This window comes from uncultured Sphingomonas sp. (assembly GCF_913778135.1).
Classification (GTDB): Bacteria; Pseudomonadota; Alphaproteobacteria; order Sphingomonadales; family Sphingomonadaceae; genus Sphingomonas.
In genome coordinates, this window is sequence record NZ_CAJYVU010000036.1 from 14350 (window position 1) to 41219 (window position 26870).

Genomic DNA, 26870 nt, shown 5'->3' on the forward strand with positions numbered 1-26870 from the left:
AACACGACAGGTCGAGGTGTCGACAAGTTAACTTACACCAATAAGAAACCACCCTGCCCCCCACCTCGAACGCAATGCCGGCGGGCTGGTGTCGGGAAGCAGACCGTTGGGAAAGTCGCTCGCGTCGCGACCGACCACCGCCGCGATACAGCGTTGCGCGGCGATCGTCGCACGCTCGGCTGGCATCGCACCAGCGGTAAGACCCAGCCGCACCTCCCCGAGATCAAGCAATTTAGCCAGCCCGGCGTTGCGAAAGGCAGCTTCGATGTCAGACCGCGCCGTTGTCGGGGCGGGGCTGGTGAACACCACCGGCACCTCCAGTGTCTGAAACGCGTCGAGCCATTGCTGTGCCTCGCGATCGAACCGCCAGCGTCCGCCGTCCTGCGTCATCGCGGTTTCAAGCCGGACTAGCACCGCGCGAGGGCCGGTGCATGGGACCCATGCAGGTGCCTCACTAGTGCTGCCGCGTGCCAGCAGCGCGCTGTCATCGAGCGAGCCGGGCAGGCCGGCGACGTAGCGGCCGACATCGGTCCAGCGCGCTCGCTGCGTCATCGCGAGATTGGCAACGGGCGCGGTTGGCGTTGCGTAGGGGGAGGGGAGTGCACCCGTATAAGCAACACCGGGACGCATCGCGCTCAGGTCGGCTGGAAGTGGGGCAGCGGGAGGTTGGGTTTGGGTACTCAAGGCCTGAGCGGCAGAAGAGCGGGCGCTATCTGGCGGGGGCAGGGCGGTCGCGGTAGTGATCCGCACCGTGCCTGATCGGGGAAGAGCGGCCGTCGAACTTGCAAGTACCCGCCCTTGCAGCTCGCCACTTGCCTGCTTCCGGGCACGCGTCGTCGCGGCGTAATCGCCGGCCTTCTTCGCCGCGACGCCACCCGCAATGGCGGGGATTGCGGCAACGGCAACGCAAGCTGAAAGGCCAGTCGTTACCAGTCCCAGCAGCGCAACTCGTCCGGTCCATCCGCTCAGCGTCATCACTACCTCTCCTCGCGGGCGCTTGTGCGCTGTGCATCAGCGCATCGCAATGCGCAGGACACAAACATGTTGCCATGTCTACACCACGACAGGTAGGAACGCACCCATGCCGACAATTGCGATTATCAGCCAGAAGGGCGGGGCGGGCAAGACGACGCTCGCGCTCCACCTCGCCGCCGTGGCGCAGGAAGCGGGCGCGGTGTCGCTCGTCATCGACACCGACCCGCAGGCGACCGCCAGCCAATGGGCCGCCTGGCGCGGCGACCGCGCGCCCGAGGTGATCGACAGCCCACCGCCCAGGCTCGCTGCCAAAGTCGAGGCCGCGCGCGGACAGGGGGCCGAGGTGATCGTGATCGACACGCCCCCGCATGCCGACAGCGCCGCGCGCGCGGCAGTCGAGCTCGCCGACCTCGTGCTGATCCCGTGCCGCCCCTCCGCCTTCGACCTGTCAGCGATCCAGACCACGGCCAAGCTGGTGCAGCTGCTGCGCAAGCCCGCGTTCGTCGTCTTCACCGCCGGCAGCCCCAACGCGCCGCGCGTCTACGAGGAGGCCGGCGAGCTGGTCGAAGGCTACGGCACGCCGCCTTGCCCGGTGATCTTGCCCGACCGCGCTGCCTATCGCCATGCCTCAGCGCAAGGCGCGACCGTCACCGAGATCGAACCCGCCGGCAAGGCAGCGAGCGAGGTTCGTGAATTCTACAAGTGGACGTGTCGACAGTTAGGCATGTCAGCCCCACGCTTCAGAAAGGTCCGCGCATGAGCCGCAAGCCTAGCTTTGCCAACTTGAAGACCGCCGCACAGCCGGCACCCGCCGCCACGCTCGCTCCACGTACTGCCGAGCCGATTACCGGGGCAGGGGAAAGCATCGAACGCGCCTCCACGCGCCCGATCAGCCGCGAAGGCCGCAAGCAGATCGCAGGGTTCTTCACGCCCGAAATGTCGTTCGCGATGCACATGCTCGCCAGACGTCAGGGTCGTAGCCTCCAGGCACTGATGGCGGAAGCGTTCAATGACGTGCTTAGGAAGCACGGCGAGAGCCCGATCGGAGATTGATGAGGCGGTTCCGCCCTTGTTAACGTTTAGCCGATCACCAACTAACTCAGGCGGGCCATATCTTCAGGATGGTGTAACATCGGATTACGCCGTTCAGCGACGGCCTTCTGAACGAATCCGGAGAACTCCTCGCGGAATTTATCAATCGAGAAGCGCTCGGCGTTCTGCCGGCACGCTTCCCACGTGATCGCGTCGGCGCGACGATCGAGCTGCTCGACCGCCTCGACGATCGAGGGAACCGTCTGCTCGAAGAAGAACACCCCGGTCTGTCCGTCGCAATCTTCGCCGCAGATCGTCTCCAGCGCGCCTCCCTTACCATAGGCGATGACCGGAGTCCCACACGCCTGTGCCTCCAGCGGCGCGATGCCAAAATCTTCCTCGGCTGCGAACAGGAATGCCTTGGCGCGTTGAAGATGGTCGACCACAACATCGTCGGGCTGTTTGCCCATGATGGTGACGTTGGAACCTGCCGCTGCGCGTACCGCCTCCATCTCGGGTCCGTCACCAATAACGACGAGCCGGCGGTCGGGCATGGCGGCAAATGCTTCAACGATCAGCGGGATGCGCTTGTATGGCACCATGCGGGAGATGGTGATGTAGAAATTTTCGTGCGTCGAAACTGGCATGAAGCGATCCAGGTCGACGGGCGGATAGATGACCGCTGCCGCCCGTCCATAGGCCTTGCGGATACGACGGCTGATGAAGTGCGATATGGCGATGAAGTAATCGACGTTATGCGCGGTGCGATTGTCCCAGATACGCATGTAGTGAAGAAAAAACCGCGCGATCATGCTCTTCAGGCCGCGGGTGAGCCCGCTTTCGGCTAGATATTGATGCTGCAGGTCCCACGCATATCTGATCGGGCTGTACGTGTACGAAATGTGGATCTGATCGGGGCCGGTGATGACCCCCTTCGCGACCGACGCGGACGAGCTGATGACGAGGTCGTACGCAGTAACGTCGAGTTGTTCGATCGCCAACGGCATCAGCGGCAGGAACGTGCGATAATGTTTGCGCGCGCCGGGCAGCTTCTGAACGAAGCTGGTGGTGACCCGGTGACCATCCAGGAAGGCGCGCTCATGTTCGGGCAGGAAATCGACGATGCAGAACAGATCCGCCTGCGGGTAAAGGTCGAGAAATTCGCGCAAGCAGGTTTCCGCCCCACCCTTGAGGGTGAGCCAGTCGTGGACGATCGCGACTTTCATCAGAATTCTTTCACAGCTTGTGCAAAACCCCGGCGGGTGGCGAGCGCGGCGACAAGGCCGAACAATCCGGCCAGGAGCGGCGTGCGCAGCGGATAGTCCGACAGACTGGCCAGCAAGATGATTGTCAGGAAGGCAAGGCTGCCTTGCGTCACGACGAGCGAAGCCGACCGTTCGGTGTGCCGCCCGAACGCGGTGACCGCCCGTTTCCCCAACCACCCGCACAATGCCAGCAGCAGCAGCACGCTGGGCACGCCCCCAGTGATGGCAAGTTCGATCAAGTCGTTGTGCGCGTTGTTGAAATAACCCGGCGCGAGCAGTCGATCGGGCTCGACCGCACGGAAGGCAGTGTCGAACGTGCCAAATCCGCTTCCCAGCGGAAAGAACCGACCTATCAGGTCCACGGTGATCGGCAGGGCGGCGACGCGCAACACCGCGCTTGCGTCATTGCCACCGCTGGTAAGACGCTCGAGCACCGCGGTGCGCCCGGTCAGTAACGGAAGCGCGATGATCGACGCCACGCCCGCGATGAATGCGATGGCGAGCAGCCAGCGCTTCCAAGAGCGTCCATCCGGATCATCTGTCGGCCGCTGCTGCTTGCGACGGCTTCGTTGCATCATCCACGCGCTGACAAAAAGTCCGATGGCGGCCAGCCCCAAACCGGTTCGTGATGCTGTCATGATGATCAACAACATGAATAACGCTCCGGCCGACCCGGCGATCCACAGTCGACGTGACGCGGGATCGCGGGCTTGCCGTGGCATTAAGGCCCAGGCGGTCGTCAACGGCAGCATGGCAGCGAGAAAGGCGGCCTGATGATTGCGATTGGCGAACAGACCAGGCGCGTAACCGGGCTTGGCGTAACGGTACAGATAGGCCGCGCTGCGATCGCCGCCTGCTGTCTGAATGGCACCCATGATGCAGGTCGCGATTGCGACAACGACCAGCGCGAGGATGATCGTCTTGGTCTGCCGATAAGGTATCCGACGCACCGCCATGAAAAAAGCGAGGGGGGCCAATAAGGTGGTAAGGCTGTTGAGCGTCAGGACAGGTACGATCGAGATCGGACGCCATGGTTGTGCGACGCCTTCAATACGCGCAACCTCGGCGTAAACCTGATGCCCCGGCAGCATCTGCCAGACGCCCGGTGGCAGCGGTACGAGCTGAACCGCGATCACGACGGCGAACAGACCCAGCAGCCACATCAGGAACCGCGCGTTGCGATTTGGGGCGGCGTCAACAACCGGGAAGAACAGCAACGCGCCCGTCGCCAGCACAAGTGCTGGGCGCACGAACATCAGGCTGACGACATTGATGCGCGATGCTCCGCCACCGAGCGCCAGGACGACCAGTAGCACGATCAGGATAGCTGTCGGGCCCTGGCGTTTCCAATCGCGCGCTATGTGGCGATCACGTCGGTTGTGTGATACGCGATCCACCGTCAACTTTCTCATGGACGCGCTCTATCGTGTCGGAGGCGGCGTGACGATCCTTTATCGCCGCTTGTGCATGGAGCCGCGATATCCGGGATAGGAGCCACTACCTCCTACTATGGCGGATAGTAGGTCGTGCTAACCGACACGCCGGGAGGTGAGTAATGCTGGTGATCGTAGCGATCATGATGGCAGCACAGGCCGATGGATTTACCTGTTTCAACACGGGTGACGCGCAGACCTGCCGCTCAATCGACGGTTCGACCTATGTCGAGCGCAGGCTGGGCGAACAGGTCGTGCGGCAGGGGACCGATGCCGACGGCCGAAGCTGGAGCGAATACGAACGTCGCGTGTTCGATGGTACCCGCACTGAAGGATCGGACTCCGCAGGCCGGACCTGGGCCTCGCAGTGCAGCCCTAGATCCGGCACGACCGGCATCGGCCGCGACGGCCAACCCATCTTCATCCCGCCTCGGCCGCCGCGTCCGACTACGCCCACGAACGGTCAAGCTGTTGCGGGTACAACGGAGAGGGAAAGCGTCTGCGGCTGACGCAGTGTGACAAGGCTGATGGGCGTTCGCCGCTTGTTGAACCATCTGGCGGATCTTAGGGGCCACCAGATATGATATCGCCCTCGTCTGAGCCATCTGATCCATTGCCGTCCGCGCATGGGGGACGTCGCACCTGGTCTCGGCGACCGGTAATTGACCGGTTGTGGAACAACCCCACTATTCGCGCAGCGATGGGGACGTCCGGCGCCAATGTCGCGATCTTGGGTATCAATCTGCTGACCGGCGTGATCACCGCCCGTCTGTTGGCGCCCGATGGTCGTGGCGCGCTGGCAGCGATCACGATGTGGCCCCAGTTTCTCGGGTTCGCGCTAGGCTTCGGCATCCCAACCGCGCTGGTTTATCATAATCAACAGGGGATCCACACGCGCCGTCACCTGGTCAGTGCGGCAAGCTGGGGGGGGCTGATCGCTGGAGGATTGGGAGCGATCATCGGTACGTTGCTGCTGCCGTGGTTGCTGACTTCCTATTCGCGCGATGTTGTGCGGGTTGCCCAAGCGTGCATGATCTTCACGCCATTCGGCCTTTTGCTGAACATCCTCAGTTCCGCCTTTCTTCAGGAAGGCACGATTGCGCGCTACAATTACGTTCGCTTGGCTGTACCGGTCGTGACTCTGGCGGTCCTGGCATTGCTCGCGGTTACACGACAGATGAGTGTAGAGGCAGCTGCGCTCGCTTATCTGCTGCCTAATATTCCCGTGACACTGTGGGCGGTACGTACCGTAAACCAGCAAATCGGTTTTACGGCAAAACCCGATCTATCCGCAACCAAGGCGTTGCTGTCTTATGGTCTGCGTTATTACGGTGCCGAAGTGGCTGGTACCTTGTCATCCCAGCTCGATCGTGTCCTTGTGGTTTGGCTTCTTACCCCCGCTGCAATGGGGCTATACGTCGTCGCGCTTAGCTTTTCACGTGTCTTTCAGCAATTGCCGGTATCGATCGCTACCGTGCTTTTGCCGAAAGCAGCGAGCAAGACGCCACAGGAAGCGATCAACCTCTCCTTCAAGGTGGCGCTGATTGCGGCAGTGCTTTCCTTAGGGTTGGCACTACCTGCGTTGTTATTTGGATCCTTCTTTCTACGTGTTTTTTTCGGTGGAGAGTTCGCTGCCGCCAACAATGCCTTCGTGGTGCTGACCATCGAGGCGGTCGTCGGTGGGGTGGCAATCGTGTTGGGACAGGCGTTCCTGGCCATCGGTCGTCCGGCACGTATGTCATTTTACCAGATCGTGGGATTAGCCACGATCGCGCCGCTGCTCCTGTGGCTGGGTCCACGCTACGGCATCGTGGGTGCCGGATTGTCGATGCTGGGATCGACGACGATCCGGGTAATATTGATGCTGTACGGCATCATGCAGCTGCGACGCTCGCTTAGAAATTCGGGAGCAACGGCATGAACGCGCTAGCCGGAAACCTTTATCTCGATGTCTCGGAAATCGTCATCGAGCGCGGCAACACCGGGATCCAGCGTGTCGTGCGACGGCTGGTACAGGAAGGACAGGCGCTCAGCTCCATTGCGGGGATGCGGATCGTGCCCGTCGTTTCAGCTGCCGATGCGCTTCATGAACTGACCCCGGATGGATGGGCAGCATTGGCGACAAGCGCGCCGCTGGGGGGTCGCGACAGCGGAGGCGAACCCGCGCCCGTTGGCTCGGCAGCCCGCCTTGCCAAGCGTGTGTTGCGCCTGATGCCGGACTTGTATGAACGGTTGCGGCTGCGCCGGCTCGAGGAGAGACTGGCCGGACTCTACGTGCCGCAACCGGTGAAACCAGCGTCCAGCGACATTTACGCCATCATTGACTCATTCTGGCTTCGTAGCAGCGCGCCGCGCACCGCTACCCGCCTTCGCCGCCGCGGCATCCCGTCGGTCGCGTTGATCTACGATGCAATTAGTCTCACCAATCCGGAATATTTCACTTCGGAGTTGACCGAGACATTGAGGTCGGCTGTTCTGCGCATGGCTGCGGGTAAGGTCGCGTTCCTGTCGATCTCTGCTGATGCAGCGGCTGCTCTCGAGAAGGCGTTGCCGCCTCTTACCCAAGGGAACATCCCCAGCTTTCGCCTCGGACACGACATACCGCAGGAAACCGCTGGCCATGTACTCACGTGGCCAGCAGGTCTCTGGGAAGAGGCGCCTGTTTTCGCGATGGTTGGAACGTTTGAGCCGCGCAAGAACCACGTTCTTGTCCTCGACGCGTTCGAGCAACTGTGGGCGGAGGGTTTTACCGGCAAGCTGATGATGATGGGCCGGCCGGGGTGGGGCGTGGAACCCCTTCTTGCTCGGTTGGCGCATCATCGTGAAAACGGTCGGCGCTTGATTGTTTTGCATCAGGTATCAGACGCCATGCTCGCCGATGCATATGATCGCGCAACTGCTACGATCGTCGCTTCGCGGGCCGAAGGTTTCGGATTACCGCTCGTTGAGAGCCTTTCACGTGGTCTGCCCGTGCTTGCGTCAGATATCGGCGTATTTCGTGAGATTGCTCCCAGCGCGTGTCTGTTCTTTGATCCAACGTCATCTGTGGCGTTGGCCCAAGCCGTTCGTCAAATGTTGGCAACATTGCCGGCACGCCGCGAACAGGCGCAATCATTCGCCTGGCCGAACTGGACCGAAGCAACCGTCGACTTCGTGTCCGTGGTGCAAACCCTAGCCGATCAGCAACGGGCAGGATGCTGAAACAGCGTCAGTAATACGGAAGCCAGCGCGGCACACCATCCACAATGATCGACAGGTAACCGGTGGGGGCAACCGGTAGCGCGCCGGCTTTCCCCGAAGGGGGCGTAGCAGATGTCGTGCCGACGCCGGCAACGGCCAACTGACCATTAACCGTCAGCCCACCACCCGCGCGCAGCATCCGCGATGCCGTTGGACCGCTGTTGCGGTTGAATGCACGCCGACGCCCGACACTCGCCATCAGTCCTGCAAGACGCAGCGGACCACCTGAAACCGCGATCTCCAGCCTGCGTGCCGCCGCGTTCAGCGGAATTCCCCCGCTCAATGCCAGTCGAGTCCATCCCGCCGTCGGAGGTGACGTAAACGCATTCCGCGCAGGATTAGCGGAATCGTCTACGATCAGCTGGAACAGCGCGCTTCCCGCCGGCACGTTGATCCACGCAGTAATGTAGCTTTCCACCCCGATCACGGACGTTTCGGGCAATCGGGCAAAGGGGAGGCTGTGATTACCTGGCGCAAGCGTGATGACTATAGGATCATCGGTTAATTCCAGCCGCATCTCGGCTGGAAACGAACGTTTATCGGACGCAGCAGCGATATTCGCCGTTTGCCGTTCCCATGATGCCGGATTGAGCGGATCTTGTAGAAGATTGCCGTCGCACAGAAACTCGGACGCCAGCACCAGATCGCCGGCGTGCACCGCACGTCCGTCCGCGATGTGGAGGCTCGCACCCGGTGCCGATGCAAGAACCCTGGTCGTCTCGAGCAAGGGGCGCGCGACAACCGTGCTGGGGTCGGCGTCCGAGAAGTGGAACAGCAGACTGCACGCATCAGGATGGTGCGTTTGCGATGACACGTAGCTGGGTTTGCTGCGCACCGTTCCGAACCGGCAGTTGCGGCTGAGCTGACCAAACCGGAAGGGCGCGCATTGTCTGCGGTCGGCCGCGATCAGGCTGGTGGGCAGCGCGAAGCGGCTTTCCCACGAGAAGCGTTCCATGTCGCTGTAGGTGAGGTCGCGGCAGATCGATCGTGGCAGGGTCTGCACCGCGGCCTCGCCGATGAATTCAAAGAACGATCCATCGAGCGTGCCGTAGACGCCTTCGATCGGGTGACGCGGATTGGACAGGGGGGTGCCCGGGGCACCGTGATCGTGCATCTGCAGGATGCCGTACGGGCACGCGCCGATATAAAATTCAGCGTCGCGTAATCCCAAGCCACCGTTGGCGGAACCGTTCAGGTTCGACGTCCCGAACAGAATGCCGCAGAACCCGTTGGTGATGACCGGTTCACCGCGGAACTTGTAATCGTCGGCATTGCGGACGACGCGTACGCCGATCAGGTCGAAATGGCTGCAGCCCGACCCAACCTCGACATGGCCCGCGTCGGTGTCGAGGCAGATGCCAACCTTGAAGCTGCCGGCACGGTTCCCGCTCGTCCAGACGTTGCGAAAGATCGGCTGCGCGCTGCCGGTCACGCGAATGGCGCAGCATCCGGGTTTGAAGAAAGCATCGTACCAGCCGCCGTCCGCCGCCTGTGGTCCCCGTGCCGGATCGCGGACATAGGTGGCCGGGTCGGCGGGATTGTAGCGATGCGGCCCTTCGAAATCGAGATTCTCGACGACGCTTCGAATGCCTTCACGCAACTCAAGGCACGCGAGCATGTCCTTCGCATCGCTGTCGAGTGGATCGAACCGCCAGCGCACACGCTCGCCCAAGCCCCGCCACATGCCCACCCGACTCTCGATCGTCGCGGTCGTCCGCCAAGTGACGGGGGGCACCGGCAGCAGCATCGAAAGGCGGTACCGCCGGCAGTAATCGTGCTGGGCGCGGATGGCCCCGGTATCGTCGTGGACGCCGTCGCCGACGCCACCGAACATGTATGTGTCGGGTTGTGGCTCGGCGAGCTCGAACCAGCGGCCATCAGCCACCTGCACCCGCCACGGTGCAGCGCCACTGTCCTGCGACAGAACATAGCGCGCCGCGCCGCGGCCGTTGACGGCATAGCCCGTGGTGGCGAATGCGACTTGGCCAGATGCCACGCGCAATCCTCGACCCGCGACGAACAGGCCGGAAGCATCGGGCGTGTCGGCCACCTCGGATCGAGCCTGCGACGCACCGGACAAGCCGAGCATTCCCAGCAGCATCGCCGGTAAGGTCGCTCGGCGCGTGATGCCTGATGGCTGAGATTTTGACTTCGTCATCCCATCGCCGGTTACATCGTCCGACGTCGTTCTTTGGCCAGCAGATCCGACAGCATCGCCTCTATCATCCGCGTCGGTTGCCAACCCGTCGCCTGCCTGATCGCGTCGTTTGACAAAGCGGCGCGAGCGATATCGCTTGGCCGCAGGCGGTCGGGGTCCCGCTCGACCGTGATGGGGGCATCGCTCAGCGCGAGCAGTTGCTGCAGCAGATCGGCGATCCGCTGCGAGCGACCGGAGGCGATGTTGAAGATCGTACGTTTGGGTAAATTAGGAGCCGTGGCAAGAAGCGCGAGATAGGCATCGATCACGTCGCGCACATCCAAGAAGTCGCGCTCGGCTTCCAAATTGCCGACCCGCAGCACAGGAGAGACATTGCCGCGCTCGATGTCAGCGATCTGCTTGGCAAACGACGGCAGGACAAACCGGTCGTCCTGTCCCGGACCGCTGTGATTGCCCGGACGCGCCACAATCAACCGCGCATCGCGCGGTAGCGCGTCCGCGAGCATCGCCTCGGCCGCTGCCTTGCTGCGGCCATAAGCGGATTGCGGAAGCAGCGCAGTCGCTTCGCTGGCTACACCGGTATTGAAGGCGAGGCCGTAGACTTCGGCGCTGCTGACGAACAGGAACGTGCCGGCGAAATCGATCGCGGCACATGCCTGCGCGAGCGCCAGACTGCCGCCCAAGTTGATGGCCCATGTGTCACCGGCGGTGCCGGCAGATTGCGCAACCGACGATTGTGCCGCGAGATGGAGTACGAGATCGGGGCTGACCTCGCGCACCACCGCGTGCACCGCCGCGGCGTCGCGCAGGTCGGCCGTGACGTGGTTGATCCTGCCCGTTGCGGGCTGGCCACCACGTCCCATGATGGTCAATCTCGCCTCTGACGACAAGGCGTCGATCAGACGAGGAAGCAGCCACCCACCGACGAACCCTTGTCCGCCGGTGAGCAATATCGAGCGGTAGCTCAGGCTGCTTGGTGAAACGGCCATCTGGACCTCAGTCAGTTGCCGGACTGCTTGATCTGAAGACGCGCCAGATCGGCATCGACCATCTCCTGGATCATCTGCTCCAGCGTCGTCTCGGCTTCCCAGCCGAGCTTCTGGCGCGCCTTCGAGGCGTCGCCCAACAGCACGTCCACTTCGGCCGGGCGGAAGAACGCCGGATCGATGACTAGGTGATCGTCGAGCTTCAGATCGACGTAGCTGAACGCGATCTCGCACATGTCGCGGATTGTGGTCGTGCGATTGGTCGCGACGACGTAATCGTCACCGCTCTCCTGCTGCAGCATCAGCCACATCGCCTTCACATAGTCGCGCGCATGGCCCCAATCGCGCTTGGCATCAATGTTACCCAGCCGCAGTTCATTGGACAGGCCCAATTTGATGCGCGCAACACCGTTGGTGACCTTGCGGGTGACGAACTCCAGGCCGCGCAGCGGGCTTTCGTGGTTGAACAGGATGCCCGAGGATGCGTGCATGCCGAAGCTTTCGCGGTAATTCACCGTGATCCAGTGACCGTAAAGCTTGGCGACCGCATAAGGCGAGCGCGGGTAGAACGGCGTTGTTTCTGACTGTTCGGGCTGCTGGATCAGGCCGTACATCTCCGACGACGATGCCTGATAGAAGCGCGTATCCGGCTTCATGAGGCGGATCGCCTCGAGCATGTTGTTGACGCCCATGGCGGTGACTTGGCCGGTCAGTAGCGGCTGATGCCACGAGGTCGCGACGAACGATTGTGCGGCGAGATTGTAGACTTCGTCAGGTTGGATTTCTTGGATGAGCCTGGACAGCGACGACAGGTCGAGCAGGTTGGAGTCATGCAGCTTGATCTGATCAAGCACCCCCAGCCATTGCAGCCGGTGATCGGCTACGCCGCCATGGGACGAACGCCGTACGGCACCATGAACCTCATATCCTTTGTCGAGCAGGAACTGCGACAGATACGCACCGTCTTGTCCGGTGATGCCCGTAATGAGCGCACGCTTGGTCATTCGAATGTTACTCCACTGCCCTTTGAGCCCCGCGGCTCTTTAGGTTCCCTTGTTGCGTTCGCCAACCACCGCTTCGATCACGTTCCGCAATCGCGTTATCGAGGCTGGTAGTGCGAAGACATTCAATGCCCGCTCGCGGCCTCCTTGAGCCAACTTCGCAGCATGACCGGGATCGGTTGACAACTGCCTAAGTGCTTGCACCAATGCAAGAACGTCATTTGGTGGTACGAGCAAACCGGAGCGGTCATGTTCAATGATCTCCAGCGCACCACCCGCCGCGGTGGCGACAACCGGGCGACTCGCCATCATGCCTTCGACGATCACCCGACCGAACGGCTCGGCAAAAATCGAACTGTGCACCACTACGTCGACCGCGCACATCAAGGCGGCAACGTCGCGCCGAAAGCCGAGAAAATGGACGCGGCTACCGAGGTTCAACTGTGCGGTCACACGGTGGAGGTGCTCCTCATAGGCATGTTCGCCGAACAACGGCCCACCGACCAGAACGAGGTGATGGTCGGGTAAGTCGGCTAGGGCGCGGATAGCGACCTCTTGGCCCTTCCACGCCGCCAGCCGACCGAAGATGCCGACGATCGGTGCGTCTCCCGTTCCCAGCGTTCGCGCTAGTTCGGCACGTGCACGTGGGTCAACGCCGTCGCAAAAGGGTGCCGGATCGATGCCGTTGTGCACAACCTCCACCGGTACTCGGCCACCTTGTTCAACGAACATGGCCCGCGTCGCGGCCGAATTGGCGATCACGCGGTCGGCGATCCGATTGGCGAGCGTCACCGTGACGCGTCGCAGCACGCCGCTGAAATGTTCGGGCGACAGGATATCGTGAAGGTGCCAGATCAACGGCTTGCGCGCGAGCAGCGCGGCGGGTGCGGCAGCCATGAACGCCTTCTGCGAATTGGCGTAGATGACGTCGTAATCGCGCGCGAGCCGGCGCAATCGCAGGCTCAGTTGGGCAAGTCCCATGCCGCCCTTCAACGACGCAGTTATTCCGGCGTCGCGCTTCACGCCCAGAACGGCACCCGCGTCGACCACCGATGCCGCGACACCGGCGGATTGAAGCAGGTCCAGGAACGGTCCCGGCGCAAACACCGCAACGTGTGCGCCGGGCAGGGAACGGACGAAATCGAACAAGGCGAGCTCCCCGCCACCGATCTCACTGCTCTGGTTGACGAACAGCGTGCGAGGAAAGGTCATCGCGTCGCCCGTTCGTACGTCGTTCTGATGCGTTGAAGCGAAACTGGCCACGAGAAGTGGGTTTCGGCATGACGTCGACAGGCCACCTCGTCCGGAACAATGATCCGTCCGTCCAACCAGCCGGTCAGGCCCTCAGCCAGCGGCCCGGTGCCCGGCCCTGAGACGACCAGATCGGGCGCCAGCGGTTGCACGATTTCGGGCAAGCCGCCGACGGGGGTCACCATGGCGGGCGTTCCGGCTGCCATCGCCTCCACAGTGATGAGACCGAAACCTTCAAGTGCGACGGTTGGCGTGACGGTCAGATCCGCGGCGCGATAGGCGAGGGGCAGGTCGTCATCGGGCACGAAGCCGATCAGGCGCACGTTATCATTGAGCTCTAGCGCATCAACCTGCGCCTGCAAGGCCGCCTGCTCGGGACCGCGTCCCGCAACCACCAGCAGGAGGTCGGGGTGGCGCGCCACCACGTGCGCAACTGCTGCAATAAGGTGGTCCAGTCCCATACGGCGGACCAATCGCCGCACCGCCAGCACGATTGGGCGATCGACTGGCCAACCCAGCGCTTCGCGGGCCTGCGATCGTGGCATGGTGGCGACCGCGGCGAAGCGATCAGTGTCTATTCCCCCCGGCGAGATATCAATGCGATCGGGATCAATTCCATATTGTTCCACGAGCAATCGCTTGAACGCGTTTGACAGGACAATGCAGCGAGTGGAGTGTCGATAGACACTGCGTTCTATCAGCTGCTTGACCATGGTTGCCGCACTACCCTGGCCTTGAGCCATACTCTCCACCGCCCATGGCCCATGAAAATGAATAACCAGCGGCACGTTAATTTGATCGAGCGCAGGAAAGGCATGCAGCGCGAAATGCGATGCCACCAGATCGGTATGCCGTTCGCGTAAGGCGTGGCGCACTGCGCGTCGTGCCGCCGCCAAACGGCGTGGCAGAGCGGCGGTACGATCGGTGAAACTCGTGACCAGGCCGCTGCTTTCGTCCTCGACGCTAGCGCGTCCGGCTACGAGCCCCTGCACCTTGATCCCGACGCTATCAGCGTGACGCATAAGATCATGGAAGTAGCGGTCCAGCCCTCCACCATGCTCAGGAAACCACTCTAGGCCGATCTGCAACGTGCGCAACGGTGTCGTCAACGTGTGTGCCTCAACGTGTCTGTCTCATTGCGCGCAGATCGCGCTGCGGTGCCGTCTGTCCGACGGAAAAGACTCCATGTTCGATGCCGAACAGGATTGCCAAGGCTGCGAACGGGTAGAAGCATATCGCGGCCGGGCCGAAGAAGGGATTGGCGAGCAGGAACTGGCTCGCCGATGCAACCGCCACCGCCGCGAGTGCTGCGCCGGCGCGATCGAAACCGGCCGACCGCCACGCCGCGAGCAGCAACGCACCCAAGCTGACGAACATGAAGATGCTGACCACTCCGAAGTTGGAGATGACTTCAAGCAGCCCACTGTCGATCACGTTGGCCGCGGCATCCCCACTGGTATTGCCTAGCCGTGAAGCCGTATCGCCCGTGTTGCCGAGCCCCAGGCCAAACACCGCTGATGTCGGGGAACTGCTGAAGCTGCTGTAGATGTCGAGCCGTGCCGACAGGCTGTCGTCGCGTGACAGATTACCCAAACTGCTCGACCGCTGCGCGATCGTCCGACCAATTTCCCCGGTGGCGATGATGGGGAGTGTGGCGATCGAGAGAACGACGATGCCGATGATATAAGCCGCTTTGCGCTTGGCATCGGACCGCGAAACGAGGACGATGATTCCCAACACGATGCCGCCCCAGGCGCTGCGGACGAGCGACAGCAGGAAGGTGACCGCACCGGCTATGATCGGGAATTTTGTAATGGCCCCGCGCGATGCCATGGCGGTAATCAACCCGGCGCCCGCGAAGAAGGCGAGCACCGCCGGTCCGTTCATCGTGCTGAACACGCGAACCATCATCGGTGCCGGCGCACCGATCGACCGCAGCTCGGACAAGCGCATCCAATATTCGTCCCACGGTGGCAGGTAGAAGAATTGATAGATGCCATAAAGGCCGATCGCCGCCAGACCCCAGATGAACGCGCCGGAAAGCGCGTCCGCCTTGTCGGCCGCCGAACCGGGCGTGCACAGCAAGTACAGTGCGAACAGAACCGGTGACGCCCAGTTGAGGAAGGCAAAGGATGCTGCCACCAGTCCCGCTGTTGGAGCGCCGACAAAGAAACCGTAGATCAGCACGATCAGGATAACGGCGTGGGGCAACATGATGCTCACGGGCAACGTGCGACGTTGTCGCAGCAGAGCCATGACGGACAGCAATGTGGCCGCTAGGGGAGCGATCATGACGATGCTAACGACATGATAACCCGAGGCGTAATCGGCGAGCCGCCGCACCAGCGGCGTCAACATCCAGACCCAGACGACAAAACCGATATAGCCCAGCGGGCGAAAGAACAGCAGCCACGCGGCGAACGCCACGATCAACGGCGTGTATAGGAAGTTGAGCACCCCGGCCGCTGGCGACAGCCCAATCACCGCGGTTCCCAGAGCGAGCATCGCCTGCAACCCCAAGGCACGGCGCGTCCGCGGATCGCGCCACGGCACGGGTAAAGACTGAACAGCCATCACCCCCCCCCTAAGCCAGCCGGGCTCGTGCCGCCACGTCAAACCGTAACGCAACCGCAGTCACCGGTGCGTCCGCCACCACGTTCCCATTCCCTTAGCGCGTCCCCGCCACGACGCGACCAGTCGCTGCACCGGTACCTGACGCCCCATCAAGGCGATGCGCGGCAGTTGCAGCAGTCCGGGAACGTCCGAGGTCCCGATTGCGAACCCCCAGATCACAAATGCGGGGCGTTGCCACGATTTCAGGTGGTCGAGGATCATGACCTCTTCGTTGTGCGCCTTGTTGAACTGGGCATCGAACGCGAAGCCTGATCTTTTATCGGAATCGTGGCGGACCGATGGGAAATGATCGACCAGCACGTGCGGATCGTAGACAATGCGCCAGCCGTCTTTCGTGATGTCGTTGCACAGCCCAACTTCGAAATGCACCTGCGCGCCGCGCCCGAGCAGGCGCTCGTCGGCGCGGTGATCGCGCAAGGCGGCGGTACGAAAGCTCATGTTGACACCTTTCAGCACCGCGACGGACCGCGCGTCGCCGACACCCAGATGATGCGCACCGACCATCCGCCCGTACCATGATACCGTGCCGACCTCTTGTTCGCCCGGCAATACCGCCTCACCGGCAACATAAATCACGTCGCGCCCACCCAACGCGCCGAGCTTCGGATCGGCGTCATAGTGCGCAACGATCCGCGTCAGCCAGTCGGGATGGGGTGCGGCATCGTCGTCAATCATCACGACCACGTCGCCTGTCGTCGCATCGAACCCACGATTGACTGCTGCGACCACCCCCTCGACACGAACCTCAACCGCTCTGACCGGCAGGGCCCACGCCTGTGCCAGCACACCTTTGGTGTCGTCGTCGTCGGGGCGGTGCACAACCAGTACCTCGTCGGGTAAACGGTCCAGCCGTTCCAGTGACCCCAAGCAGCGTTGCAGGTCCACTGGGCGGCGATAGGTGGGCACGAGAATGGTAATCTTCATCGAAAGGTTCCCGGATCAAGGTCGCAGCAGCTATGGTCGCGCCCGAACCACTGCTTTCGACACGGTGTCAATGCAGCGCGTCACTCGTACCGCCGCGATCGATCAAGCTTGGCAGTCGGGAAGCCAGTCGTTAGCCGAGCAATTTCCCCACGAATTGCGCCGGATCGCTCATGAACGTCGAACTAAACGTCCAGCCGCTCGACGGCGGGTTCGCGGGCGTACCAACCTATCTGCGCAATTTGATCGCGGCATTGGAGACACGGCATCCATCCGTTGCGTTGCACTTTGCAGCCGATCACGTGGTTGAGGAATTGCCGCGCGATCGGCAGACGCTGGTCAGCCCGCCGATCCGTGATCTGAAGGGCAAGCTGTTGTGGGAAAATCTGCGCTACCCGCTGCATACGCTGGCCAGTCGCCCCGACATCGTCCACATACCCTATCATGCGACGACCTGCTGGGGTGGGGGAAGGCGCGTCATCACCATCCATGATTGTTTCTTGTGGGACCATCCCCCGACCGCGCGAAGCGAACGCGTCGATTTGTGGTTGCTGGGGCAGGCCGCACGTCGCGCGCACCTGATCATCACTGACTCCCTTTTTTCCGCCAATATGATCGAGCGGCTGTTTAGGATCGACCGCGACCGCATCCATGTCACGCCGCTTGCCTGCGCGCCCGACATCGTGGTGGAACGCCCGTCGGCCGAGGTCGACGTGTTCCGTGCTCGGTACGGGATCGGCGCCCGCTCGATCTTCTACGCTGGCGGCACGGCCGCGCACAAGAATGTCGCGGCGCTGGTCAAGGCATATGGACTGCTGGAACCGGACCTGCGCGCCACGACCAATCTCGTCATCGCCGGCCGCGTCGGTAACGATGCGCCGCATCATCTCGCCATCCATGCCGCAATCGCCGACCTTGCCGGGCCGGGAAGGGTGATCCTGACCGGGCTGTTGCCGCAGGAGGAGCTGGGCACCGCCTATCAGAGTGCCAGCCTGTTCGCCTTTCCGTCATTGTACGAAGGGTTCGGGCTCGCACCGCTCGAGGCGATGGCGTGCAGCCTACCGGTGATCGTGTCTGATCGCGCCAGCATTCCCGAAGTCGTCGGCGACGCAGGCATCATCGTCAATCCGCTCGATCACACCGCGCTCGCTGCGGCTTTCACCCGGGTGTTGGGTGATCCCGCACGCGAACAGGCGATGCGGCAGGCATCGCGCGCGCGCGCCGCGACGTTCACGTGGAACAGAACCGCCGACCTGACCGTGGACGCCTATCGCGCCGCCTTGTCGCGGTAGCTGATAAACGTCTCCTCATAGGCCAGGGCAAGACGCTCGAGCGTATAGGCTTCGGCCGTCCGGCGCCCTTGGGCCGCGATCCGCTCGCGCAACGCCGGATCGTCGAACAGGCGACAGATTGCCGAGGCGAGGTGCGTCGCGGATGCGGCCGGAACGATCAGCGCGTCGTGTTCGGGGCGGATCAGGTCGCCACCCATGCCGGTCGTCGTGGTGACCGCTGCGAGCCCGCACGCCATCGCCTCCAGCAGTGCGAGCCCGAACCCTTCGGACAATGACGGAAACAGAAACAGTTCGTGGCGCTCGAACGCGGCGACCTGCTCGGCGATGCTGACGCGCCCGAGCACGCGGATGCGCGACGTGTCCATCCCCGCGAAGGCGGCATGAAGTGCTGCCTCGCTCATCCCGGTCCCACCAAGGGTCAGCGTGGCATCGGGATGACGCGCCAATACCTCGGCCCAGGCGCGGACGAGATAGGCGGTGCCCTTGCGATCCGACCATGACCCGAACCAGATTGCCGAGCGTGGCATGCGCGGCGGGGAGGCGGACGCAGCGCTAAGGGCGGCGAGCAGATCGGGGTGGACGGCGAGCGGAATCCAGCGGCACCGCTCCGCCGGTATCCCCTGGTCGATCATGTAATCAAGGTCGCGCCGGCAGTTCAGCGTCACCAGATCGGCAGCGCGCGCGCCTGCCAGATCCCATTTCGTCGGCAGCGGTCCGGTCAGCGTGCGATAGGTGGACGAAACCGCGACATGGCCGCGTGCGGCTTCGTCCATGGTTGCACGATGATCGAAGAATGCGGCGCCGAGCAGGTGATGAACGCGCAACGTCTTGCCCGCCCCCATGCGTCCAAACAGAGGATACAGCATCCCCGACGCGGAGAAGACGACGTCGTAGCGCTCGGGCGCGAGCCGCGCCGCGGCGCGGCTCGCGACTTGCGGCAGTGCGACCCGCCCGACGAGCCGCCCCGGCTCTTTGTCGGTGAACAGATCCTCGCGGTGGATCGTGGTGACAGCGTGCCCGCGCGCCAGCAGCCCCTCGTTCAGCAGGTGGAACACGCGCGAGGCACCACCCATCGGATCGTTGCGCGACAGCGATACCATCAGGATGCGCAAAGCCGACGGGCTCATCGCTTTACCTCTGCTGCGGCGATGTAATCGGCTTCGAGCTGGTCGACGATACGGGGCCAATGGAACCGCTCGGACCACGACCGTCCGGCCGTGCCGAGTTCGTAGCGTAGCGCCGGATTCGCGATCAACTGCGTCAGTGCCGCAGCAAGCGCGTCGGCGTCGCCGGGGGGGACCAGCAGACCGGTTTCCTCGGGCACCACCTCGGGAATGCCACCGACACGGGTGCCGACCACCGGTACGCCGTATCGCATCGCTTCGATGTACGGCATGCCGAAACCTTCGTAATAGGACGGCATGACAAACACGCCCGCACTGGCATAGCGGCGCTCCAGCTCGGCCTCGTCAACGATCCCCGCCAGGTCGATCGTGCTGCCGTATTTGGCGGACAGGCGCGCGCGCGTCTCCTCGCCTACGGCACCAACCACGGCGAGTGTCGGTGCGGCATCGCCATGCTGCGCACGAAGCCGATCATAGGCCTTCTCGAGTACCGAAAAGCCCTTGCGTGCGTCGTCTACCCGACCGACGAACAGCAGGTTCGTACCATGCGGTACGCCGCGCAACTGCTCCAACGGCGCGCTGATACCTGCGGACAGGACCGCGAACGTGTCTGCCTGCGCGTCGGGGTAGTCGATCAGCAGCTTGTCAAAATCGGACCGCGTCAGGTGATACACGCGCGCCGCATCGCGCAGCGGATGGCGGTTGAGCCGGCGCAGGACCAGCTTGCGCAACGTATCGAGCCGCAGTGTGTCGGGATGGTGATAGCTTGAGTAGAAGAACGGCTTTCCGGCATCCCGCGCATAGGCGGCCGCGCCATCCGCCCAGGCGGGTGCACCGATATTATGGGCATGGACGATGTCGGGCGCGAACTCGCGCAATGCCTGCGCCAGTCCGTCGATCCGCCATCCGCCATTGCTCGGATAGCTCATCGGCCACGGTGGTCGACGACGGGCGACATGCAGGCGGCGGACCGCGACGCCGTCGATCGTTTCGCGCTCTGGAACGTCGAACGTACCGTCAGGGAAGCGCAGCTTGCTGGTCAGAACGAGAACCTCGTGGCCGCGTGCCGACAGCAGACGCGCCTGCATGTCCATGATCTTCTCGATCCCGGACAGGAGCGGGCGGTAATAAGGGCCGATGATCGCGATCTTCATGAGGTGCTGCGCGCCATCTTCACCGCCACATCGTCGATCCATGGCCGCGGCGCATCGGTCCCCTCATTTGCCGGACTGCTGGCGGTGATTGACAGCAACTGCCCCGTGCACCCCTGCGGAACGGTGAAGGGCGCACGCAGTTGAGCGCCCGCGGTCGGCAGCGTAGGCAGCCGCCACGTCAGCAGCGCAGTGTTCGATCCGGCACACCGGATCGTGACCAATGGCCGCTCGTCCATGGCGCCGGTCACGTCACCGGCGGCAAGGGTGAGCATGTAGCGTCCAGCGGGCAACACTTCCGCCTGATGCGCGACCTCACCCGAACGACCGTTGCGGGCGTCGAGGAACAACGCCGAACCGCGTCCATCGCGGACACCCTGCTCGATCACCGATCCGAGTTCGGCGTCGTCGGCGAGCGCCCAATCGAACGGGGGCCAGTTGTTCGACGCCTCGAAGCCGCCATTCCGGATGCCGATAGAGGCGGGGCCGGGGACGAAGCGCCGCGCGGCTGCCAGCCGGTTCTCGCCCACGCCCTTCGTGATCGTGCGTGACAGGATCTCGCGCTCGCGCGGCACGGCGGGATCGAGCGAGACGGCGGCGACGATCGGCGCGGTGATGGCGAAGGGAGTCGGGCCACCCGTCAGCTGCGACAGGAAGAATTCGCGCCAGAAGGGACGTTGGCGCAACAATGCTATCAACGGCTCCCTGACTGCGGCTTCGGCGGAGGCGGCGAATAAGATCGGGAAAAGCTGCTGATAGCTTTCCGGCTCGGTACGCAGCGCGCGGTCGTAATGGCGCAGCGCTTCGGCGATCTCGCCGCGGTTGACCGCATATTCAATCAGCGCGAGCTGCGTGCTTAGGTCGCGTCTGGACTGCTGTTCGCCGTAGCGGAGCCACCGCAGTGCGCGAGGCTCGTCACCGTTCAATGACGCGGCGAGCGCCATCACTCGTGCGGCTGCCACGTTGCCGGGCTGAGCTGTGAGGGCGGCACTCGCTGCGGCGCGTGCGGCGGGAGCCGAGGAACGCTGCATTTTGGCGAGCAGGCCATTGCTCGCCATGTTGGCCCGCGCGAGCGAGTTTCCGGGCCACAACGCCACTGCCCGCACGGGATCGATGCGCGACAGATAGAGCGACGCCGACAACATCGCCGATGCCGCCGCAATAGTGACGGTCAGCACGACGATCAGCGTGCGCCACCACCATGATCGCGTGAAACGATGGCCGTGCTCCGGCATCACCGCTGCGGCCACGTTATGCTTCGTCCGTCCGGCCATATCCATAGCCGTACCCATAACCGTAGCCGTAGCCGAACTGAGCGCGACGAGGATTGAACTTCGTCATCACCGTGCCGACCAAGGCGGCATGCGCGGCGCGCAACCGGTCGATCGCGACCCGTGCCATTACCTTCTGCGTCGAACCGGCTTCGATGACGAACACCGTTCCCTCGACACGGCTACCGATCAACGGCGCATCCGCGAGGCCCATCACCGGCGGTGAGTCGAACACAATATGGTCGAATTGCTGGCTTAGCTCGTTGATCAGTTTTTCGATCCGATCATCCGACAGCAATTCGGGTGCGCTCGGCGGATATGGACCAGCGAACAACATCGACATGTTCTCGAACGGCGTCTGCTGGATCATCGAGGCGAGATCGTCGTTGCCGGCGAGATAATTGCTCAACCCGATCTTGTTAGGCTGCTTCAGCCATTCCTGCACAGAAGGCGACCGCATGTCGGCGTCGACCAGGATTACGCGGCGCGACGATCGTGCGATCGAATGTGCCAGTGCGTAACTGGTGGTCGATTTGCCTTCGCCGGGTCGCGTGCTGGTTACGGCAATAGTGCGCGGCATGCCGTGCGTGGTGGCGAAAGCAAGGTTGGTCTGCAGCGAGAAATATGCCTCGCTTAGGATCGATTTGCGATCGTTCAACTCCTGCTCGGTCTGTCCGGCTGCGGTCTTGGGGATGGTGCCGACCAGCGGAACGCCTAGCGCGTTCTCGACTTCTGCTGGATCGGAGATTGCCTGATCCAGCTGCTCCGCAATCAGTGCTCCACCGATGCCTAGTAGCAGTCCTACTGCTACGGCCAATGCAAGGTTCAGCACCAAGTTGGGACTGGACGGACCAAGCGGCAGTTCGGCTTCATCGACAACTGAGATATTGTTGACGCCGACCCCACCCGCAACGCCGATCTCCTTATAGCGCTGGAGCAACGCATTGTAGAGTTCACGGCTGGTATCGACGTCGCGCCGAAGGATATTGTATTGAATGCTGCGCTGACGCAGGTCCAATACGCTTCCCTTCGCCTGATCGACACGCTGCTGCAAGGCTCGCTCACGCTCGGCACTTGCATTGTAATTTTGTTGCAGCGTTCCCGAGACACGCGACTCTTCGCGGCTGATCGAACGGTCGATCTGGCCGATCTGGTTCTGGATCGCGACCGCCGGGGGATATTGCGGCTCGAACTGCGTCATCAACCGTGCGTAATCGGCGCTGAGCTCGGCACGACGCGAACGCAATGTGCCGAGGGTAGGATTGCTGAGCGCTTCGGTAGCGGTACCGCCGGGTGTGTTCAGTCGGCTTTCGGCCCTAATCCGGTCAGCCTTGGCGCTCGCCAATTCGGTGTTGAGCGCAATCAGGTCCTCGCTCGCAAGCGAACGCTCCTCGCCCTTGCCATCACCTTCCGTCGGCAGGTTGATGATCGCTTCCTGTCGTGCATAGCTGACCAGCCGCCGCTCGGACTCGTCCAGCCTGTTGCGCAATTGCACGAGACGCTGGTCGAGAAAATTCCGCGCGTAGGCGGTTGCGCCGTAACGACGCTCTAGCGTTACCTTGATAAAGGTGGATGCCCAGGCGTTGATGATGCGCTGCGACAATGTCGCATCCGGTGTCGTCATGCTGAGCGTCACCAGTCGCGATAGGCGTTCGGGCCGAACACCCAGGCGGCGCAGCAGCGCATCGCCCGCAGCGCGGATGCGCTGTTCGCGCGTCGATGCACCCTGCTTCACGCGACCACCCTCGAACCAGTCTTCCGGACCAGCATGCGTCAGCGCAAAAAACGAGGCGTCGTCGTACAAGCGAAGATCACGCGCAACTCGTTCCGCAAGCATGTCGGAGCGCAGCAGGCCATATTGAGTTTCGTAGAATTCCTGATCAACGAAACCGGTCTTGGGTTCTGCGCCCTCGACGTTGATGAACGAGCCGTTTTCACGCTGGATTTCGACAATGGTCGATGCCGTGTATTTGGGCGTCATCAGCAGCGTGATGACGATGCCCGCTACCAGGGCCATCGCCAATGCGCCAATAATAATCCATTTGCGACGCCTGGCAATCGTCAGCACCTGGGTGACCATGTCCGGGCGAAGATTGGGCATGGTTGGTGGTGATGCGTTCACCGGTTCTTCGGGTGCGCCAACGGGTGCGTCACCCTGGCGGTGAAATTCCAGCGTACTCATGCGACTGCGATGTCCGTCCGTTAGTTCAGGAGCGCGACCACGGGGGCGACCAATAGGCCGCCACTCGCGATGATCGTCTGGAAGGCGCGGCGTCCGCCAGATTCCCCGACGAAGACAACATCATTAGGGAACACTTCCGGATCGGCATATATGCCCTGACGTATCGCACGGAGGTCATATAGAGCGGCCATGTCCTGGCCATTGACCCTGCGGTAAACCACGACAAAATTGGTGTTGGCGTAATCGGTCAAGCCTGACGCGCTGGCCACGGCGCGGATCAGAGTCATGCGCCCGACCACCGGATACAGCCCGGGTTTCTGCACCTGCCCATCCACCGTTACGACCTGGTTGACCGTATCGGCAGTGACGGTCACGCTCGGCGACTTCACGTAGCGACCGCGCAGCCTGGCTTCAACGAGTTGCGCGAGTTCCGCCGGCGACTTGCCGGCTGCGGATATGCTGCCGATCAGCGGCAGCGAGATCAGGCCGCTGGCATCAACCTGTACCGTGCGTGACAGATCGGGAGCGCCGTAAACGTCAACGATCACGCGGTCGAGCGGCCCAACGACATAGGAACGCTGTTGCAGGATTTGATCCTGCTTGTTGGGTGGCGGTAGTTCCTTGTTCTGGACGATGGTCAAGTCGGATCGCCCGATCAGCTGATCGCCACCGACGCATCCCGAAAGGAGCAACAGCAACGCGGCAGCCGAGAAAACCGGTTTGTTCATACTTAACGCTTACATCCCACAACAAGCCCATACGCCTAGACGAGCGACCGCTTCACCACAAGCGACCGCCGGTGATGACACGATCCGCATCGCCGCTACGTGAAGCTACCCACGAAATCGCGATCTGACCTTTGCTGCCACCCAGGAGCGGACAGGTTGGTCATAGATTCGGTCTAGGATGTAGATCCCCGGCAGTAACGCAGCGAGCAGGATCAATCCAGTCCAGGGCGCAAACCGGTTCGCATCGCTGCCGAAATAGCTGAATGTTTTGTAGGACAGCAGGATCATTGGCACATGGATTACGTACAGGCCGTAGGACGTGTCCCCGAGGAAATTTGCCACCCGCCGCGTCGGAAGCTCGACCGCCGAGCCGAGCCAGATCATGGTGGGGAATACCACAAAGACACATAGCAGGTCCGGTATAAGTTCCTCCGACGCGAGATAGAGTGACGGCAGCGCGATCAGTGGCAATATCCACGCCCATGGAGTGTGTAAGATGCGTCGCGGGCGAACGCGGTAGAGCAGGATGCCGGCGAAGAACGAGAACAAGACGCGCATGACTCCGCCGACGAACCCGCTCCACTCGACGCCCATGTTCGTCGTTCCCGCACGAACCGACAGCCACGTCAGGATCGCGGCTGCAGCTCCGATCAGGAGTATGAGGCGGCGATTGTTCAACACCTTGGCAAGTTGCGCGTAGATCGCGTTGGCGAGCAGTTCGAAGAACAGTGACCAAGCCGGCACATTAAGCGGCATGAACGCATTGGTGGCCGGCGAGGGAAGGAGGAACAGCATCGCAACGGTGGAAACTACGACAACGTGCATGCTCAGGTCGCCACCGTGTAGCAGCACCGCCAGAAAAGCGCCGCCTGCGCCGATAATCAAGCCGACGAGGTAGAGCGGGTAGATGCGGGCGATACGAAGCAGCGTTAATTGCAGCGGCGTCAGGTCGCGGCGCAATTTCTCTTCGTAGGCGTGCGCGATCACGAAGCCGCTGAGGATAAAGAACAGGTCCACTGCGCGGTACCCGGCCGACATGCCGAGCGGCGCAGATATCCCGTTGCTATGGTGGAAGTAGACGGCGATCGCTGCGACGCCGCGCAGCGCAGCGCATCGAGCGTGAGAAATCGTGGCTTCATTCAAACTTCCCGGCCGGGCGCTGGGGGTCCTCCCGTAGCATGGCAACGCACGACACCCAGCCTCACGCGTCGCTATAATTTCGCCAAGCTCGTTTTGCCAATGCATCATGTTCCCTCAGCATCGGCCATGCACGGTCGACGACTGTCGCCACTGTCACGTCGTTCCACCCCGAACCCGGGCTACTGCCGCCGTTCTATGGCTGCAGCGACATTAGGATTTATTTTCTTGGAAGCAGATTCTTCGCTCCGTTTTTCCATACAAAATCCACCATGATAGCAGTCATCATCACCTCACGCGTACTAATAAGGACGTTATGGTGCAGCGCGGCGACAGTGGAACTGATGGTAGGTGAGTAAGCGAGAGTGCATAGCATATTTGCTTGCTGGGAAAGGCGGCGTGCGGCCGAGCGCCGGCATGGGCGCTCAATGGTCGGGGAGACAGGATTCGAACCTGCGACCCCCTGGTCCCAAACCAGGTGCGCTACCAGCCTGCGCCACTCCCCGACGCGCTTGTCCTGTAGCGGAACCGCGCGCGGGGTCAAATCGGTCGATCAGCGATCGCTCAATTGCAACCCGCCGCGCCGGGGCACTTTTGAAGCGAGATGATGCGATCGACGACGATCTCGTGTCCCGCCATTCCCATGTGACCATAATGGCCCGGATAGCGGGTCTTGCGGCCGATGAAGTCGATTACCGCGCGTTGCTGACTGCGATGCCAGTTCGGTGGTACCTTCTCAGGATCCACGTCGAGCCAGATCGTGGCGGCGCGGGAACGTTCGTACTGCGCACGCCACTCGGCCGGGGGCAGTTTGCTGTCAGGCCATTGGGGCGGTGTGCTGCCGGCAGGAATGAACGCCTGCCCCTCGAAGTGGTCGACCCATATGCCGCGGAAGCGTTGCGAGCGGGTCATCTTGACGCACTTGGCAGTCGTTAGTCCGTAGATAACGCAATCGCGGTACGTCGAGCAGAGGGGACTCGCGTACGAGGCGCTCGCCCATTCGATAGCAGCCGCGGTCGACATCGGCCTCGGTGCCTGGCACCCCACGCAACTGAGCACGTGTGCGGTCTTCCACGCGGGCGTATACCT

At 62.5% G+C, this 26870-nt stretch carries 23 protein-coding genes and 1 tRNA gene; 6 read left to right on the forward strand and 18 right to left on the reverse strand.

Annotated elements, in window-relative coordinates:
- Positions 1-27 precede the first annotated feature (27 nt).
- Entirely contained in the window at positions 28-552 is a 525-nt protein-coding gene (locus QZ847_RS03585) for a hypothetical protein (protein WP_294353120.1), read from the reverse strand.
- Between the two features lie 529 nt (positions 553-1081).
- Here QZ847_RS03585 and parA point away from each other — a divergent pair.
- Both parA and QZ847_RS03595 read left to right on the forward strand, forming a co-directional pair.
- Entirely contained in the window at positions 1082-1735 is a 654-nt protein-coding gene (gene parA / locus QZ847_RS03590) for a ParA family partition ATPase (RefSeq protein ID WP_294353122.1), read from the forward strand.
- Positions 1732-2028 (forward strand): ribbon-helix-helix domain-containing protein, encoded by a 297-nt coding sequence (locus tag QZ847_RS03595; protein ID WP_294353124.1) that lies wholly within the window; start codon positions 1732-1734, stop codon positions 2026-2028. The genes parA and QZ847_RS03595 overlap by 4 nt, the downstream gene beginning before the upstream one ends.
- A gap of 41 nt (positions 2029-2069) precedes the next feature.
- Here QZ847_RS03595 and QZ847_RS03600 read toward each other — a convergent pair whose 3' ends face one another.
- The gene (locus tag QZ847_RS03600; protein WP_294353127.1) at positions 2070-3233 is read right to left on the reverse strand and encodes a glycosyltransferase family 4 protein; all 1164 of its coding nucleotides are present in this window, start codon (positions 3231-3233) and stop codon (positions 2070-2072) included.
- The gene (locus tag QZ847_RS03605) at positions 3233-4684 is read right to left on the reverse strand and encodes an O-antigen ligase family protein (protein ID WP_294353128.1); all 1452 of its coding nucleotides are present in this window, start codon (positions 4682-4684) and stop codon (positions 3233-3235) included. The genes QZ847_RS03600 and QZ847_RS03605 overlap by 1 nt, the downstream gene beginning before the upstream one ends.
- A gap of 143 nt (positions 4685-4827) precedes the next feature.
- Here QZ847_RS03605 and QZ847_RS03610 point away from each other — a divergent pair, with 143 nt between their 5' ends.
- From QZ847_RS03610 to QZ847_RS03620, 3 genes are all read left to right on the forward strand, one after another.
- A complete protein-coding gene (locus tag QZ847_RS03610) occupies positions 4828-5214 on the forward strand; it encodes a hypothetical protein (RefSeq protein WP_294353130.1) in 387 nt (128 codons plus the stop codon).
- Between the two features lie 191 nt (positions 5215-5405).
- Positions 5406-6626: an oligosaccharide flippase family protein gene (locus tag QZ847_RS03615; protein ID WP_294353132.1), complete on the forward strand. Its 1221-nt coding sequence runs from the start codon at positions 5406-5408 to the stop codon at positions 6624-6626.
- On the forward strand, positions 6623-7906 hold the full coding sequence (locus tag QZ847_RS03620) for a glycosyltransferase family 1 protein (RefSeq protein WP_294353133.1): 1284 nt from the start codon (positions 6623-6625) through the stop codon (positions 7904-7906). Before QZ847_RS03615 ends, QZ847_RS03620 begins: the two co-directional genes overlap by 4 nt.
- A 7-nt stretch (positions 7907-7913) precedes the next feature.
- Here QZ847_RS03620 and QZ847_RS03625 read toward each other — a convergent pair whose 3' ends face one another.
- From QZ847_RS03625 to QZ847_RS03655, 7 genes are all read right to left on the reverse strand, one after another.
- Positions 7914-10046, reverse strand: coding sequence for a hypothetical protein (locus QZ847_RS03625; protein WP_294353135.1), 2133 nt, complete (start codon positions 10044-10046; stop codon positions 7914-7916).
- A 68-nt stretch (positions 10047-10114) separates the two neighbouring features.
- Positions 10115-11092 carry a GDP-mannose 4,6-dehydratase gene (locus QZ847_RS03630; RefSeq protein WP_294353137.1) on the reverse strand — a complete coding sequence of 326 codons (978 nt, stop codon included), beginning with the start codon at positions 11090-11092 and terminating at the stop codon, positions 10115-10117.
- Positions 11093-11103: 11 nt separating this feature from the next.
- Positions 11104-12093: a GDP-mannose 4,6-dehydratase gene (gene gmd / locus QZ847_RS03635; RefSeq protein ID WP_294353139.1), complete on the reverse strand. Its 990-nt coding sequence runs from the start codon at positions 12091-12093 to the stop codon at positions 11104-11106.
- A 39-nt stretch (positions 12094-12132) separates the two neighbouring features.
- A complete protein-coding gene (locus QZ847_RS03640; protein ID WP_294353141.1) occupies positions 12133-13302 on the reverse strand; it encodes a glycosyltransferase family 4 protein in 1170 nt (389 codons plus the stop codon).
- Positions 13299-14450 carry a glycosyltransferase family 4 protein gene (locus tag QZ847_RS03645; RefSeq protein ID WP_294353142.1) on the reverse strand — a complete coding sequence of 384 codons (1152 nt, stop codon included), beginning with the start codon at positions 14448-14450 and terminating at the stop codon, positions 13299-13301. Before QZ847_RS03645 ends, QZ847_RS03640 begins: the two co-directional genes overlap by 4 nt.
- Before the next feature lie 10 nt (positions 14451-14460).
- Positions 14461-15861, reverse strand: coding sequence for a hypothetical protein (locus QZ847_RS03650; protein WP_294353143.1), 1401 nt, complete (start codon positions 15859-15861; stop codon positions 14461-14463).
- A 114-nt stretch (positions 15862-15975) separates the two neighbouring features.
- A complete protein-coding gene (locus tag QZ847_RS03655) occupies positions 15976-16899 on the reverse strand; it encodes a glycosyltransferase family 2 protein (protein WP_294353144.1) in 924 nt (307 codons plus the stop codon).
- A gap of 170 nt (positions 16900-17069) precedes the next feature.
- On the opposite strand from QZ847_RS03655, the gene QZ847_RS03660 reads away from it, so the two are divergent.
- Positions 17070-18188, forward strand: a complete 1119-nt coding sequence (locus QZ847_RS03660; protein ID WP_294353146.1) for a glycosyltransferase family 1 protein — start codon at positions 17070-17072, stop codon at positions 18186-18188.
- Here the strand turns inward: QZ847_RS03660 and QZ847_RS03665 are convergent.
- From QZ847_RS03665 to QZ847_RS03700, 8 genes are all read right to left on the reverse strand, one after another.
- Positions 18164-19315, reverse strand: coding sequence for a glycosyltransferase family 4 protein (locus QZ847_RS03665; protein ID WP_294353148.1), 1152 nt, complete (start codon positions 19313-19315; stop codon positions 18164-18166). The genes QZ847_RS03660 and QZ847_RS03665 overlap by 25 nt on opposite strands.
- Positions 19312-20466: a glycosyltransferase family 4 protein gene (locus QZ847_RS03670; protein WP_294353150.1), complete on the reverse strand. Its 1155-nt coding sequence runs from the start codon at positions 20464-20466 to the stop codon at positions 19312-19314. Before QZ847_RS03670 ends, QZ847_RS03665 begins: the two co-directional genes overlap by 4 nt.
- Entirely contained in the window at positions 20463-21713 is a 1251-nt protein-coding gene (locus QZ847_RS03675) for a hypothetical protein (protein ID WP_294353152.1), read from the reverse strand. The genes QZ847_RS03670 and QZ847_RS03675 overlap by 4 nt, the downstream gene beginning before the upstream one ends.
- Before the next feature lies 1 nt (position 21714).
- Positions 21715-23916 carry a polysaccharide biosynthesis tyrosine autokinase gene (locus QZ847_RS03680; RefSeq protein WP_294353154.1) on the reverse strand — a complete coding sequence of 734 codons (2202 nt, stop codon included), beginning with the start codon at positions 23914-23916 and terminating at the stop codon, positions 21715-21717.
- 20 nt (positions 23917-23936) lie between these two features.
- Complete coding sequence (locus QZ847_RS03685; RefSeq protein WP_294353156.1) at positions 23937-24644, reverse strand: polysaccharide biosynthesis/export family protein; 708 nt, start codon at positions 24642-24644, stop codon at positions 23937-23939.
- Between the two features lie 105 nt (positions 24645-24749).
- Complete coding sequence (locus QZ847_RS03690; protein ID WP_294353158.1) at positions 24750-25787, reverse strand: acyltransferase; 1038 nt, start codon at positions 25785-25787, stop codon at positions 24750-24752.
- Positions 25788-26210: 423 nt separating this feature from the next.
- Positions 26211-26287, reverse strand: a tRNA-Pro gene (locus QZ847_RS03695).
- Between the two features lie 58 nt (positions 26288-26345).
- On the reverse strand, positions 26346-26693 hold the full coding sequence (locus QZ847_RS03700; protein ID WP_294353160.1) for a hypothetical protein: 348 nt from the start codon (positions 26691-26693) through the stop codon (positions 26346-26348).
- Positions 26694-26870 lie beyond the last annotated feature (177 nt).

Bases quoted from the DNA above. Each gene is read 5' to 3' on its own strand.
- QZ847_RS03585 (WP_294353120.1), bottom strand. From the start codon at position 552: ATGACGCAGCGAGCGCGCTGGACCGATGTCGGCCGCTACGTCGCCGGC.
- parA (WP_294353122.1), top strand. From the start codon at position 1,082: ATGCCGACAATTGCGATTATCAGCCAGAAGGGCGGGGCGGGCAAGACG.
- QZ847_RS03595 (WP_294353124.1), top strand. From the start codon at position 1,732: ATGAGCCGCAAGCCTAGCTTTGCCAACTTGAAGACCGCCGCACAGCCG.
- QZ847_RS03600 (WP_294353127.1), bottom strand. From the start codon at position 3,233: ATGAAAGTCGCGATCGTCCACGACTGGCTCACCCTCAAGGGTGGGGCG.
- QZ847_RS03605 (WP_294353128.1), bottom strand. From the start codon at position 4,684: ATGAGAAAGTTGACGGTGGATCGCGTATCACACAACCGACGTGATCGC.
- QZ847_RS03610 (WP_294353130.1), top strand. From the start codon at position 4,828: ATGCTGGTGATCGTAGCGATCATGATGGCAGCACAGGCCGATGGATTT.
- QZ847_RS03615 (WP_294353132.1), top strand. From the start codon at position 5,406: ATGGGGACGTCCGGCGCCAATGTCGCGATCTTGGGTATCAATCTGCTG.
- QZ847_RS03620 (WP_294353133.1), top strand. From the start codon at position 6,623: ATGAACGCGCTAGCCGGAAACCTTTATCTCGATGTCTCGGAAATCGTC.
- QZ847_RS03625 (WP_294353135.1), bottom strand. From the start codon at position 10,046: ATGCTGCTGGGAATGCTCGGCTTGTCCGGTGCGTCGCAGGCTCGATCC.
- QZ847_RS03630 (WP_294353137.1), bottom strand. From the start codon at position 11,092: ATGGCCGTTTCACCAAGCAGCCTGAGCTACCGCTCGATATTGCTCACC.
- gmd (WP_294353139.1), bottom strand. From the start codon at position 12,093: ATGACCAAGCGTGCGCTCATTACGGGCATCACCGGACAAGACGGTGCG.
- QZ847_RS03640 (WP_294353141.1), bottom strand. From the start codon at position 13,302: ATGACCTTTCCTCGCACGCTGTTCGTCAACCAGAGCAGTGAGATCGGT.
- QZ847_RS03655 (WP_294353144.1), bottom strand. From the start codon at position 16,899: ATGAAGATTACCATTCTCGTGCCCACCTATCGCCGCCCAGTGGACCTG.
- QZ847_RS03660 (WP_294353146.1), top strand. From the start codon at position 17,070: ATGAACGTCGAACTAAACGTCCAGCCGCTCGACGGCGGGTTCGCGGGC.
- QZ847_RS03665 (WP_294353148.1), bottom strand. From the start codon at position 19,315: ATGAGCCCGTCGGCTTTGCGCATCCTGATGGTATCGCTGTCGCGCAAC.
- QZ847_RS03670 (WP_294353150.1), bottom strand. From the start codon at position 20,466: ATGAAGATCGCGATCATCGGCCCTTATTACCGCCCGCTCCTGTCCGGG.
- QZ847_RS03680 (WP_294353154.1), bottom strand. From the start codon at position 23,916: ATGAGTACGCTGGAATTTCACCGCCAGGGTGACGCACCCGTTGGCGCA.
- QZ847_RS03685 (WP_294353156.1), bottom strand. From the start codon at position 24,644: ATGAACAAACCGGTTTTCTCGGCTGCCGCGTTGCTGTTGCTCCTTTCG.
- QZ847_RS03700 (WP_294353160.1), bottom strand. From the start codon at position 26,693: ATGACCCGCTCGCAACGCTTCCGCGGCATATGGGTCGACCACTTCGAG.